We start from the raw sequence: 12,757 nt of genomic DNA, 5'->3' as shown, positions 1-12,757 counted from the left end.
CCCCGCCCGGCGCCGCCCTGAGTGTTCGTACTCAGACGGGTACTCACCTTCGCCCGGCGGCTCGCCGATACCCCGTCACCAGCGGGACGGGGCCCGCTCGTCCACGCTGAACACCGTGCCGTCCGGGGCCGAGCCGAACACCCTGCCGTCCGCCGCGACCGGCGCCGGCAGCGTGCCCGCGAAGCCCTGGCCCGGCGGCCCCGGACGGGGCGGGGTCTGGCCCAGCAGTTCGCCCTCCACCGCGTCCACCGCCAGCAGCCGCCCGTCCGCCGCCGAGAAGTACAGCCGGTCCTCGGCCGCCACCAGCGGCGACGCGTTGCCCACCGAGGTCTCCAGCCGCCAGCGCTGGGCCGACTCGGAGCCCGCGCGGCGGGTGTCGACCGCCAGCAGGCCGCCGTCGTCGCACAGCACATAGACCCTGCCGCCGCTCGCGGCGACACTCGCGGCGACCACCGGTGCCTCCAGCGGCACCCGCCGCGCGGTACGGGTCTCGGGGTCGTAGCTCACGATCGCGTCGGTCCGGGTCCGGGTGTCGGTCGAGACCAGGTGGAGCACCTCGCCGTCCCCGCCCACCGGGGTGAGGTTCCCGTCGAGCTCCCGCTTCCAGCGGGTCGTGCCGTGCACCGGGTCGAGCGCCGTGACCAGGGTCCGCGAGCCGTCCCCGGCCACGGTGAAGGCGTACGCGGTGCGGCCGGCGGCGTCCGTGTGGAACCCGGGCAGGGCATGCCCTTCGACGCCGTGCCGCCAGCGCCGCCCGTTCGTGGCCGCGTCGATCGCCGTGACCGTACCGTCCGCGGACACCGCCAGCACGGTGTCGCCCGCGCGGTAGATCCGCCCGCCGTACGCCGACACGTCCCGGCTCCAGCGCGTCACATGGGTCACCGGATCGAGCCCCCGCAACCGGGTGCCGTCCGGCGAGAGCACCTGCACCAGGCCGCCGGAGAGCGCGGGCGGCAGCGGGGCGCCGCCGCCGGTGCCACCGGCACGGCCCCCGTCCGCGGCCGGCCGGGACCAGACGACCTCGCCGTCGACCGGGTTCAGCCGCGCGGCCTGGACACCGGCGCCGGTGCAGTACAGCGCGCCGCGCCCATACCCGCAGTACGCCGCCCGCGAGCCCGACCCGGCCGCCCCGTCCGCCGTGCCCGTGCCGCCGCCCGTCGCCTCGTCCGGCGCGCCGAGGCCGGTGTGCCAGGGCCGCGCCGCCGCGCCCGCCGCCTGGTGCGGCTTCTGGTGACGGCCGGACCGGTGGACGGAGTCGAGTCCGCGCAGCGTCCAGACGGTGCCCGCGCCGAGCACCACCGCGAGGACCAGCGCCGCCACCACCCAGGTCCGCACGCCCCGCCGCCCGCGGCGCCCGCTCCCGACGCGCCGCGCCGGAGGCGGGGCCGCGCCGTCGTCCGCGGTCCCCGCGCCCGCCTCGGGCCAGTCCACCACCCGTGCTCCGAGGCCGGGGCCGCCAGCTCCGTCCCCCGCGTCGTCCAACGCGTGGACGTACCCGCCGAGTTCGCCGTCGCCCGCGCCCGAGGCCGCCGCCCCCCGGCCCCGCCGCTCCGCGCCCCGCTGCGTCGGCACCCGCGGAGCCGGTCCGCGCGGTGCGGGCGCGTACGGGCCGCGCACCGCGCGCAGCGCCGCCATCAGCGCGTCGGGGGTGGGGCGCACGGCGGGATCCTTGGCCAGGCAGCGGCGGATCAGCGGCACGAGCTCGTCCGGCACCCCCGCCAGATCCGCCTCGTCGTGGACGACCTGGTACGCCACGATGTACGGACTCTCCGAGTCGAACGGGCCGCTGCCCGTCGCGGCGTGCACCAGCACCGAGCCCAGCGCGAACACATCGGCCGCGGGCCCCACCTGACGCGGCCGCTGGAACTGCTCGGGCGCCATGAACGGCGGGGTGCCGATCAGCTTCCCGGTCTCCGTCCGCAGATCGCTGTCGGCCGGTCGCGAGATGCCGAAGTCGATGACCTTCGGCCCGTCCGCGGCCAACAGCACGTTGCTCGGCTTGAGATCGCGGTGCACCACGCCGGCGCGGTGGATGTCGCGGAGCGCCTCCGCGAGCCCGGCCGCCAGCTGAAGCACCTCGTCCGGCTCCAACGGGCCGTTCCGCTTGACGTGTTCGGCCAGGGTGGGGCCGGGGATGTACAGGGTCGCCATCCAGGGCCGGGCACCGTCCGGGTCGGCGTCCACCACGGGCGCGGTGAAGGCCCCGCTGACGCGTCGGGCCGCGGCCACCTCCTGCCGGAACCGGGCCCGGAACTCCGGATCCACGGCGTGATCCGCGTGCACGACCTTCACCGCGAGGCGCAGCCCCGAGTCGGAGCGGGCCAGATGGACGACGCCCATGCCGCCAGAGCCGAGGCGTGCTTCGAGCCGGTACTGCCCGGCGTACTCCGGATCTTCCGCTTCCGGTCCCGTTCCCGCGTTGCGCAGCGGCGGCATTCCCCCACCCCCGTGAATTCGGCCGCACTCGCGACGCACGGAGCCTAGTCGATGACACGTGCGAGCCCGGAGTGGCTTGCTAGCCTGCGTATGTCCCGTACATGGCGGGATATCCATGAGGATCGACGGGGGAGGGGCCGCATGGCCACGGAAGACATCGCCATAGGAGCCAGAGAAGAAGCCGAAGAAGCCGCCGAGGGGGCGGACGGCACGGTCGGCACGACCGCCGCGCAGGCCGTGACGTATCCGGTCGCCGCCGGCTACCGGGTCAACGTCCGCCGGGGTCCGAGCACGACCAGCCCGCTGATCAAGGTCCTGGCGTACAACGTGCGGGTGCCGATCCGCTGCCAGACCCGCGGGGAGAAGGTCAGCGGCCCGTGCGGCACGACCGACATCTGGGACAACATCGCGCCCGGCCAGTACGTCTCGGACGCGTACGTGCAGACCGGCAGCGACGGCTTCGTGGCCGTGCGCTGCGGCTGACGGTCACGGCGAACGGGCCGTCACCGCCGGGGCGTTACCGCCGGGCCGTCACCGCCGGGGCGTCGACCCGGATCCGGGCTTGGACTTGGACGGCCTGGCCGCGGGCGTCGTCAGCGCCGGCGAAGGCTCCACGTCCGGGTTCCGCGGGTCGACCGTGAAGGCCGTCCCCGTGCTCGTCAGCCCGACGACCGCGTTCCGCGTGAGCGCCACCGGCGGCGGCCCGTACCCGCTGCCGGTGGACGCGCTCAGCGCGGGGCTCTGCCAGAGCTGGTCGCCCGTCCGCACGTCCAGCGCCAGCACCCGGCCGCTCGCCGTGCCCAGGAACACCGTCCGCGAGTCCTTGGAGACCACCGGGGGGCCCAGCTGCTCCACGGGGGTCGGCGTGCTCCACACCTCTTCTCCCGTGCCCGGGTCGACCAGGGTGACGCGGCCGCTGGGCTGCACGAAGAACAGGCGGTCGCCGACGAGCGTCGCCGTACCGATCGTGTGCTCGGGCAGTTTGATCTCGCGTCGGCTGCCGGTGCTCGGGTCGATCCGTATCAGCTTGCGGTTGCGCTCCAGGTCGTTCTCGACGGCCGGCAGTACCAGCAGGTCCCCGTCGTGCGACCCCAGGGGCGGTTGCTCGTCCTCGCTCAGGCGCACGACCTGGTGCTGGTCCCCGTCCTGCTTGTCGAGCCGCACGAGGGCGCTGGAGGTGTCCTCGCTGTCCGTCTCGTAGCAGTGGGCGTAGGGCACGCCCGCGGTCGCTGCGGGCACCAGCTCGCACATGTGTCCCTTGCGCACCGGGCTGGTCCACACGGTCTCCCCGGTCTCGGCGTTCCGCGCGACCAGCGCGGAGTCCGTCGGATTAACGGAGATCACCAGGTCGCCGACCAACCGGGAGCCGTCCGAGGTGGTCACGTTGCGCGACCATGCCACCTTGCCGGAGTCCTTGTGCAGCGCCACCACCCGGTGGTACGAGTCGGCCGGGGCGTCGTGCGCGTAGACCAGGCCGCCACGGACGCCGAACGGAGCGCTGCTGACCATCGGGGGATCTTCGTCGTCGCGCGGATTGGTCATGACCATGTCCTTGGCCCGCCAGTCGACATGCCCGTTGAGCCCGTTGACGCGCAGCGTCGGCAACTCGATCCCGCCGCAGTACAGCGTGGTGCGCTCCGCCGTGCACCCGGGACTCAGATCGCTGGCGTTCCAGGAGGTGGGCGTCGCGCCCGCCGCCTTCGGCAGCGGCAGCTGCCAGGACCGCCACCCCTTGGGCATGGTCATGTCGCGCGCCGTGGCCGACGGGCTTTCGCTGGTCCGGACGCCGTCGTTGCCGGAGGCGTAGTAGGCGATGGCCGAGCCGCCCACCCCGAGGCACAGGGCCGCGGCGCCCGCCGCCAGCAGGGTCCGCCGCCGCCGCTTCCCCGCGGTCGTCGGCTCGTAGTCCCTCACCTTGGGTACGGCGGCCGGCGCGGCGCCCTCGACGCGCGGCGTGCCCTTCTCGGGCAGATCGCGCAGCCGCCGCATCAGGTCGGGGAGCTTCGGCCGCGCGGCCGGGTCCTTGGCCAGGCACTCCGCCACGATCATGCGCAGCGGCTCCGCCAGCGTCTCCAGCGCGGGCGGCTCGTGCACCACCTGGTACGCGGTCATGTACGGACTGTCCGCGTCGAAGGGGCCGCGCCCACTCGCCGCGTACACCAGCAGCGCGCCCAGCGAGAAGACGTCGGAGGCCGCGGTCACGTCCCGGGGCCGGCTCAGCTGCTCGGGCGACATGAACGGCGGGGTGCCCATCACCCGGCCGGTCATGGTCAGCGCCTGGTTGTCACCGGCCCGGGAGATGCCGAAGTCGATGACGCGCGGGCCGTCCTCCGCCATCAGGACGTTCGCCGGCTTCAGGTCGCGGTGCACCACGCCCACCCGGTGGATGTCGTGCAGCGCCTCGGCCAGCCCCAGCGCCAGCCGCCGCAGCTCCGCCGAGTCCAGCGGCCCGCTCTCGGTCAGCCGCTCCGCGAGGGTGGGCCCGGACACGTACAGGGTCGCCATCCACGGCCGCTCGGCGTCCGGGTCGGCGTCGACCACGGGCGCGGTGAACGCACCGCTGACCCGCCGGGCGGCCGCCACCTCCTGCCGGAACCGGGTACGGAACTCCTCGTCGGCCGTGAACTGGGCATGGACGACCTTCACCGCGACCTGCCGGCCGGAGGACGAGCGCGCCAGATACACCACGCCCATCCCGCCGGAGCCGAGCCGGTCCAGCAGCCGGTATGTACCGATGACCTCCGGATCTCCCGCACTCAGCGGCACGGCCACCCCTTCCCGCGTCCCGTCCTCCTCGGCCCTTGACGCAATACTCAGCGAATGCCAAGCGTAAGGGGCACCTGAGGCGGATGGCCTGCTGGTCCGGTGACCCGCGAGTAGCCCCCAGGTGACGGTGGGATCGCCTCCTCCGCCCCGCGGATCCGGGACGGGGGCCGCCGCGGCGCCGGAGCCGGCGGGCGGCCGGAGCCGCCGGGGCGGGCGGGACCGGGCCCCGCCGCGCCGGTCCTGGCGCGGCGGGCTCCCGGACCGGTTCAGACCACCATGCGCGCCGGATCGACCACCGCGTTGTGCCGCTCCGCCCAGCTCGCCAGCGCCATCCCGCACGCGTGGTCCACATGCCGCAGACCGTGCAGGTCCAGCTCCACCGCGCGGTCGCGCGGCAGCGCCTCCAGGTCGTCCAGCAGCTTCGGCAGCCGCAGGAACGTCGCGTTCCCCAGCACCCGGACCCTCACCGGACCGTCGTCCTCCAGTCCAGTGACCTCCACGTGCACGTGGGAGGTCTCCCACGCCGACTTGGCCACCGCCATCAGCAGTCCGATCAGCACGCCCTCGAACATGTTCGTCACCACGATCGCCCCCGCGGTCACGACCAGCACCACCGCCTCGCCCCGGTGCCCGCGCCACAGCGGCACCAGCTCCCGCACCGGGATCAGCTTCCAGCCCGCGTGCACCAGCACACCCGCCAGCGCGCACACCGGGATCACGCCGAGCGCCGCCGGGAACAGCACCGCGAAGACCAGCAGCCAGCCCCCGTGCAGCACCCGCGACACCTTGGTCCTGGCGCCCGCCTGGACGTTCGCGGCGCTCCGTACGATCACGGCGGTCATCGGCAGCGCCCCGAGGACCCCGCACACCGCGTTGCCCGCGCCCTGCGCGATCAGCTCCTTGTCGTAGTCCGTACGCGGCCCGTCGTGCAGCCGGTCCACCGCCGCCGCGCTGAACAGGCTCTCCGCGGAGGCGATGAGCGTGAAGGCCAGGACGGTCCCCAGCACGCCGACCTCGCCGAGCCGCGCCAGGTCGCCGCCGCCGGGCGGCTGCACGGCGTCCAGGAGGCCCTGTACCTCAACCCGGGCGACCGGCAGGTCCAGCACGGCCACCGCCGCCGTGGCGAGCGCGACGGCCGCCAGCGGGGCGGGCAGCACCCGTGCGGCGCGCCGCCACCGCGGCCACAGCGCCAGGACCGCCACCGTTCCGGCGCCCACGGCCACGGCCCGCAGCGCGTCCCCGGACCCGGCGGCGTCCATCACCAGCTTGGGGAGCTCGCCGAGCTTGTCGAGCCCGCTGCTGGGCGCCTTGGCGTCGGCGAGCGCGTACAGCTGGCCCGCGATCAGCACCAGGCCGATGCCCGCCAGCATCCCCTGGACGACGGCCACGGAGATCGCCCGGAACCAGCGGCCCAGCCGCAGCAGCCCCATGGCCAGCTGCAGCACCCCGGCCGCCAGGACGAGGACGCCGAGCGCCCCGAGCCCGTACTCCTCCACGGCTTCGTAGACGAGCACGGTCAGCCCGGCGGCCGGCCCGCTGACCTGGAGACTGCTGCCCGGCATCAGGCCGGTGAGCAGCCCGCCCACGATGCCGGTGATCAGGCCGAGCTCGGCGGGTACGCCACTGGCCACGGCGACGCCGACGCACAGCGGTACGGCGACGAGGAAGACGACGAGGGACGCGGTGAAGTCGGCGCGGAAGGTCGCGGCCCGGAGGGGCGCGGCACCGTCATCGGATGCGGCGCCGCCGGACCTGTGGGGCGAGCCACCGGCCGTGCGGAAACGGTCGAAGAAATTCAGCATGAGGGTTGCCTCCAGAGCGCCGGGCCCCGGGTGCGTGGGGCGCGGTGCGTCGCTGCGTGAAGAGTGGACTACGGAAGGTGATGTTCCGGAAGTGTGGGGGTGTGGCCCGAAGGGACGGCGGAACGTGCGCTGAGAGCGCGAAGGGCGCGGGGTGTGCGGGACCGCTCAGATGGCGAAGCCGCACGTGAGGTGCGGGGCGCACGAGGGGCGCGAAGTACCCGCGCGGTGCGAAGCGCACACGGCGTACTCGGGGGCGCGGCAGGCGCGGCGCACGTGAGCGTGCGTGCGGCAGGGCGCGGCGTACGCGGCGTGTGTCCCTGTCAGCAGCGGAATGTCTGGAGCGCGACCGCCAGTTCGCCCGATCTCGACACCGGGACGGTGGTCTGCCGCGGCGTCCGCGGGACGACGCTCCCGGCCGGGGTCTCCGCGGCGGCCGTATCCCACCCGGAGGCGCATCCGGCCTTGCCGGACGGGGCCGGAACGGTGACCGGGGCCCGCCCGGTGCGGCGACCCTCGCAGTCCGTGTCCTCGCCGCGCTGGCCCCAGGCGTCCTGAACCACCCGATGCGAGCCGTACGTGGCGGCCTCGGCGGCCGAGGCCTCCCCGGCGGCCCGGGTGGGCGGCGCGGCAAGACATTCGACGGCGAGGAAGGCGGCGAACAGGGCGACGACGGCGGCGGCCAGCGCACGGCCGGTCCGCTGGATGGTCGTCATGGTCGCCCCCTCCGACGTCTCGACACCGAACTCCATTTTGTCCAGAGGGTGATGGCGAAGTGCAAGTCGGGGCGTAACCAACTCGTGAACATGGAGGCAGGAGACGGGAACGATCAGCTCCGAATGCTCCGGCGGACGCCGGAGCGGCTGATTCCCCTTTTGGTGCGCCGTGCCGCTCGCGCGCAACCGCCCGCGGGCAGGCGCTCGGCGCGCCGAGCCGCGGGAGAGTCACTAACCTCATGGTGAGCGCGTTTTCGCGAGAACTCATTCCGATTCGTACCGCGGAACTCATCCGATCGGTACGGCCCGCTACGCGGCCCCGTACCGATACGTGGACGCACCGGCCCCGCCCTGCCGCCTGATGGGAGGATGAACAGGCGCCGCGCGGCCGACGCGAGCGCGACGTACCGCCCCGGATGAGGTGAACGCACCATGACGCAGAAGGTCGCCGTGCTGGGCACGGGAAAGATCGGCGAGGCGCTGCTCAGCGGAATGATCCGCGGCGGCTGGGACCCGGCCGACCTGCTGGTCACCGCCCGCCGGCCCGAGCGCGCCGCCGAACTGCACGCGCGCTACGGCGTCGAGGCCGTCTCCAACGCCGACGCGGCCAAGGCCGCCGACACGCTCATCCTCACCGTCAAGCCCCAGGACATGACCGCCCTGCTCGACGAACTCGGCCCGCACGTGCCGGCCGAACGGCTCGTCATCTCCGGTGCCGCCGGCGTACCCACCACGTTCTTCGAGGAGCGGCTGGCCCCGGGCACCCCGGTCGTACGGGTGATGACCAACACGCCCGCGCTGGTGGACGAGGCGATGTCGGTCATCTCGGCGGGCAGCCATGCCACGGAGGAGCACCTCGCGCATACGGAGGAGATCTTCGGCGGGGTCGGCAAGACGCTCCGCGTCCCGGAGTCCCAGCAGGACGCGGCGACCGCGCTCTCCGGCTCCGGCCCGGCCTACTTCTACTTCCTCGTCGAGGCGATGACGGACGCGGGCATCCTGCTCGGCCTGCCGCGCGACAAGGCCCACGACCTGATCGTCCAGGCCGCGATCGGCGCGGCCGTGATGCTGCGGGACAGCGGTGAACACCCGGTGAAACTGCGCGAGGCGGTGACGTCCCCGGCGGGCACGACGATCAGCGCCATCCGCGAACTGGAGCGCCACGGGGTGCGGGCCGCACTGATCGCGGCCCTCGAGGCCGCCCGAGACCGCAGCCAGGAACTGGCCTCCGGCCACGCGTAGCCCCCGGCGGCGAGTGGTTCGTCCCCGGCGGCCCTGGCGGCCCCGGCACCTCGCGTGCCCGCCCCGCCCCGCGCGGCGGGGGGGCGGGCAAGGCCACGCCCTGCGGGTGTGGGGGCCTCACCGCCCCGGACCACGGGGCCAGGGGGCGAAGCCCCCTGATACGGGAAGGGGCGGGACAGGGGAGACACCCACCGGACACGCTGCCCCCGGGCAGGCCGGGCAGGCCGGGCGTGCCCGGCGACAGGGGGGGGCGGGCGGGAAGGGCTACCGGACGGCGGCCGCCGCCACCAGCTCCCTCGTGGTCACCACCCGCGCGAAGCCGCCCCCGTGCAGCGACACCGCCGTCGCCCGGGCCAGCTCCTCCGCCGTCTGCCGCCACCCGAACGGCCCCACCAGGTCGAACGTGTGCGTCGCGTCCAGCGGGAAGTACACCTCGTACCCCAGGTTGCCGCCCATCCGCGCCGTCGTCTCGGCGCACATGTTCGTCTGTATGCCCACCACCACGAACTGCCGCGCCCCCACCGCGTCGAGCCATTCCCGCAGGTCCGGCGTCCCGTAGAACGCCGAGTTCACCGTCTTGGTGACGAGCACCTCCGGCCCGCCGCCCTTGCCCCGCCGCTGCTCCACCGCGTCCTTGAAGTCGTTGCCCGCCTGGCCGGGCCGCAGCGGCGACCCGGGCTTCGGCGAGTCGTGCCGTACGAAGGCCACCGGGCGGCCCGTCGCCTGCCACGCGTCGATCAGCGCGGTGATGTTCTCCTCGGCCGCCGGGTTGTTCCGCCGCCCCCAGAACGACTCCTCGTCGAAGCCCTTCTGTACGTCGACCACAACCAGCGCCGCGCTCTGTGAAATCTCCATGCCCATGATCCTGCTGTCGGCCGGCGCCCCGGCACAGTGGCGGGCATGCCGAGGATCGATGAATTCCTGCCACGCGCACTGACAGGCAGGATGAGCCCCATGCACGACACCTCCGACGACACCCCGCGGCGCCGGCGCATCGCCCTCGTGGCCATCCCCGGCATCCGCGCCTTCGACGTCTCCGTCATCACCGAGGTCTGGGGTGTCGACCGCACCGACCGCGGCGTCCCGCCCTTCGAACTCCGCCGCTGCGCCGCCGACCCCGCGCCCGTCGCCATGCGCGGCGGGCTCACCCTCACCCCAGATCGCGGCCTCGACTGGCTGGACCGGGCCGACCTCGTGGTCGTCCCCGGCCTGGACGATCACCTCACGCCCGCGCCCGCCCCCGTCCTGCACGCCCTGCGCCGGGCCCACGCGGCGGGCACTCCCGTGGCAGCCCTGTGCGGCGGCGCGTTCACCCTCGCCCAGGCGGGCCTCCTCGACGGCCGCCGCGCCATCACCCACTGGCGCCTGGTGGACCTGCTGCGCGCACACCATCCCCGGGTCAGAGTCGAACCGGACGCCCTGTTCATCGAGGACGGCGGCGTGTGGACCGCCGCGGGTACGGCCGCCGGCATCGACCTCTGCCTGCACCTGGTCCGTACGGCGCACGGCGCCGAGACCGCCGCGGCCATCGCCCGCTCCATGGTCACCGCGCCCTTCCGCACCGGCGGCCAGGCCCAGTTCATCGAGCGGCCGACCCCGTCCGCCGACCGGGACGCCGACGCCCTCGCATCGGTACGCGAGAAGGCCCTGCGCCATCTCCACGAACCGCTCACGGTCGCCGACCTCGCCCGCTGGGCGGGCATGTCCCCCCGCACCTTCGCCCGCCACTTCTCCGCGAGCACCGGCACCACCCCGCTGCGCTGGCTCCTGGAACAGCGCCTGGCCGCCGCGCAGAAACTCCTCGAACGCACCGACCTCGCCATCCCCGAGATCGCCCGCCGCGCGGGATTCGGCAGCGAGGTCACCATGCGGCAGCACTTCGCCGCCCGCCTCGCCACCAGCCCGCGCGACTACCGCGCCGCGTTCAACGCCGGTTGCGGGTAGTCGTTCCGAAGGGCTGGTGACCACCCAGCGGTCGTGCTGGGGCCGGTGGGCACAACCAGCCCACCGGCCCACCGGCCCGCACTCGCGCACGGCCACACTCGCGCACGAAACGGCTGGTCCCGCCCGGGGGCGCACCGCCCCCGGGCACGGCTCCGATTCGGCGCCGGCAGTCACACCGGTGGGCCGGCGGTCACACCGGTGGAAGGAGCCCCACCGCCGCATACGCGGCGTCGACCCGCGGTCGCGCCAGCCCGCGCGCCCGCTCGGCACCGGCACGCAGCACCCCGTCCACATACCCCGGGTCGGCGCACAGCTCGGCGTGCCGCGCACGCAGCGGCCGGAGCGTTTCCACCACGGCCTCGGCGGTGTCCTTCTTCAACGCCCCGTACGAGGTGTACTCCTCGGCCAGCACCTGCGGCTTCCCGCCGGTGCACGCGGCGAGCACGTCCAGCAGGTTCGCGATCCCCGGCTGCGCCTCGCGGTCGTACCCGACCTCGCCCGTGCCACCGCTGTCCGTCACGGCCCGCATCACCTTCTTGCGGACCACGTCCGCCTCGTCCAGCAGATAGACGATCCCGCTGGTCTCGTCATGCGACTTGCCCATCTTCGACGCGGGGTCGCGCAGATCCATCACCCGGGCGGCCACCTGTGGATACGTCGCACGGGGAACGGTGAACACCGGCCCGTACCGCTCGTTGAACCGCACCGCGAGATCCCGCGTCAGCTCGACATGCTGGACCTGGTCGTCCCCGACCGGCACCTCGTCCGTCCCGTGGGCGAGGATGTCCGCCGCCATCAGCGCGGGATAGGTGAGCAGGGACAGCCGGACACTGCGCCCCCGCGCCGCCTCCCGAGCGACCTTCTCCTTGTACTGGATCATCCGCCGCATCTCGCCGTCCGAGGCCGTGCACTCCATCAGATACGACAGACGCGCGTGCTCATCGACATGGCTCTGGACGAAGACGGTGCAGCGCTGCGGATCCAGTCCGGCGGCCAGCAGCAGCGTCGCGGCCTGCCGGGTGAGTCGCCGCACCCGGGCGGGGTCGTGCTCCACGGTCAGCGCGTGCAGATCGACGACGCAGAACAGCGCGTCGGCACGGTGCTGATCCTCCTCGACCCAGCGCCGCACGGCCCCCAGGTAGTTGCCCAGCGTCAGATGCCCGCTGGGCTTGAGCCCACTGAAGATCCGCTTCCGTGTCGCCGTGGCCGTCGCTGTCGCCGCAGCCGGTGTCGCCGTGCTCCCCGTCGTCCCTGCCATCGCAGTCTCCCGTTCCCTTCGGTCTCGGAGCCGAGCTCCGGCCGGCCGGCTGCGAAGGAGGGAGAAACGCGAACGGCCGCCGGAGCGGCGGCCGTGTCATCGCATGCGCGTCATGGGGTCGGCCGCCGTCAGGCGGCCCACCACAGCTGGATCTGCGCATGCTTCGTCATGCGCCCGACCCTACGCGCGCGAGAACCTCGCCGCCACAGGTTTGAAGCCGGTCGGCATGTCATGTAGTGTTCTCCGAGTTGTCACGGAGTCCGCGAGGACGAGGTGGCAGCCACTCGCGCCGCGACCGGCGGCAAACCATTACTGCACGGCCCCTGATCGGGATCGATTTCGGCATGCCGAAATTCGGACCGAATGACTCGATTATGAGTCGCCAGGGAAAACCGCTAAAGTAGTGAACACGCCGGAAGGCGCAACCCCCTCCGACGGGGAATCGGAAACGAATTCGGGCCGGGAACGGAACGGAAAAGGATCTGATAGAGTCGGAAAGGCCGGAAAGCGAAAGCGGGAAGGCCGCCCAGCTCCAACAGGGGGCCGGAAACGAAGAGCGGAAACGCGAAACGGATCTGGTAAGGTTGGAAACGCAA

The 12,757-nt window shown here is 73.7% G+C and carries 9 protein-coding genes; 3 read left to right on the top strand and 6 right to left on the bottom strand.

All coding sequences use genetic code 11. From position 1 onward, the window contains the following. Nucleotides 1-75 precede the first annotated feature (75 nt). Nucleotides 76-2,436 (bottom strand): protein kinase domain-containing protein, encoded by a 2,361-nt coding sequence (locus ACQUSR_RS14135; protein WP_431042917.1) that lies wholly within the window; start codon nt 2,434-2,436, stop codon nt 76-78. A 141-nt stretch (nt 2,437-2,577) separates the two neighbouring features. On the opposite strand from ACQUSR_RS14135, the gene ACQUSR_RS14130 reads away from it, so the two are divergent. Continuing rightward, nucleotides 2,578-2,919 carry an SH3 domain-containing protein gene (locus ACQUSR_RS14130; RefSeq protein ID WP_431042916.1) on the top strand — a complete coding sequence of 114 codons (342 nt, stop codon included), beginning with the start codon at nt 2,578-2,580 and terminating at the stop codon, nt 2,917-2,919. Nucleotides 2,920-2,967: 48 nt separating this feature from the next. Here the strand turns inward: ACQUSR_RS14130 and ACQUSR_RS14125 are convergent, their stop codons facing one another. The 3 genes from ACQUSR_RS14125 to ACQUSR_RS14115 form a co-directional block, all read right to left on the bottom strand. Continuing rightward, nucleotides 2,968-5,202 carry a protein kinase domain-containing protein gene (locus tag ACQUSR_RS14125; protein ID WP_431042915.1) on the bottom strand — a complete coding sequence of 745 codons (2,235 nt, stop codon included), beginning with the start codon at nt 5,200-5,202 and terminating at the stop codon, nt 2,968-2,970. Nucleotides 5,203-5,468: 266 nt separating this feature from the next. After that, the gene (locus ACQUSR_RS14120; RefSeq protein ID WP_431042914.1) at nt 5,469-7,004 is read right to left on the bottom strand and encodes a SulP family inorganic anion transporter; all 1,536 of its coding nucleotides are present in this window, start codon (nt 7,002-7,004) and stop codon (nt 5,469-5,471) included. Between the two features lie 320 nt (nt 7,005-7,324). Beyond that, nucleotides 7,325-7,717: a hypothetical protein gene (locus ACQUSR_RS14115; protein ID WP_431042913.1), complete on the bottom strand. Its 393-nt coding sequence runs from the start codon at nt 7,715-7,717 to the stop codon at nt 7,325-7,327. A 432-nt stretch (nt 7,718-8,149) separates the two neighbouring features. Between ACQUSR_RS14115 and proC the strand changes: the two genes are divergently transcribed. Further along, complete coding sequence (proC, locus tag ACQUSR_RS14110; protein WP_431042912.1) at nt 8,150-8,959, top strand: pyrroline-5-carboxylate reductase; 810 nt, start codon at nt 8,150-8,152, stop codon at nt 8,957-8,959. A 264-nt stretch (nt 8,960-9,223) separates the two neighbouring features. Here the strand turns inward: proC and ACQUSR_RS14105 are convergent, their stop codons facing one another. Further along, nucleotides 9,224-9,814 (bottom strand): cysteine hydrolase family protein, encoded by a 591-nt coding sequence (locus ACQUSR_RS14105; RefSeq protein ID WP_431042911.1) that lies wholly within the window; start codon nt 9,812-9,814, stop codon nt 9,224-9,226. Nucleotides 9,815-9,913: 99 nt separating this feature from the next. On the opposite strand from ACQUSR_RS14105, the gene ACQUSR_RS14100 reads away from it, so the two are divergent. Further along, complete coding sequence (locus ACQUSR_RS14100) at nt 9,914-10,903, top strand: GlxA family transcriptional regulator (RefSeq protein ID WP_431042910.1); 990 nt, start codon at nt 9,914-9,916, stop codon at nt 10,901-10,903. A gap of 190 nt (nt 10,904-11,093) precedes the next feature. On the opposite strand, the gene trpS is transcribed toward ACQUSR_RS14100, so the two are convergent. Then, the gene (trpS, locus tag ACQUSR_RS14095; protein WP_431042909.1) at nt 11,094-12,161 is read right to left on the bottom strand and encodes a tryptophan--tRNA ligase; all 1,068 of its coding nucleotides are present in this window, start codon (nt 12,159-12,161) and stop codon (nt 11,094-11,096) included. Nucleotides 12,162-12,757 lie beyond the last annotated feature (596 nt).

It is taken from the genome of Streptomyces sp. P1-3 (genome assembly GCF_050613155.1).
In the GTDB taxonomy this organism is placed as follows: domain Bacteria; phylum Actinomycetota; class Actinomycetes; order Streptomycetales; family Streptomycetaceae; genus Streptomyces.
Note: the sequence above shows the minus strand (reverse complement) of the source record. Positions and strands in the feature narration are given on the sequence as shown.

Bases quoted from the DNA above. Each gene is read 5' to 3' on its own strand.
- ACQUSR_RS14135 (WP_431042917.1), bottom strand. From the start codon at position 2,436: ATGCCGCCGCTGCGCAACGCGGGAACGGGACCGGAAGCGGAAGATCCG.
- ACQUSR_RS14130 (WP_431042916.1), top strand. From the start codon at position 2,578: ATGGCCACGGAAGACATCGCCATAGGAGCCAGAGAAGAAGCCGAAGAA.
- ACQUSR_RS14120 (WP_431042914.1), bottom strand. From the start codon at position 7,004: ATGCTGAATTTCTTCGACCGTTTCCGCACGGCCGGTGGCTCGCCCCAC.
- ACQUSR_RS14115 (WP_431042913.1), bottom strand. From the start codon at position 7,717: ATGACGACCATCCAGCGGACCGGCCGTGCGCTGGCCGCCGCCGTCGTC.
- proC (WP_431042912.1), top strand. From the start codon at position 8,150: ATGACGCAGAAGGTCGCCGTGCTGGGCACGGGAAAGATCGGCGAGGCG.
- ACQUSR_RS14105 (WP_431042911.1), bottom strand. From the start codon at position 9,814: ATGGAGATTTCACAGAGCGCGGCGCTGGTTGTGGTCGACGTACAGAAG.
- ACQUSR_RS14100 (WP_431042910.1), top strand. From the start codon at position 9,914: ATGCACGACACCTCCGACGACACCCCGCGGCGCCGGCGCATCGCCCTC.
- trpS (WP_431042909.1), bottom strand. From the start codon at position 12,161: ATGGCAGGGACGACGGGGAGCACGGCGACACCGGCTGCGGCGACAGCG.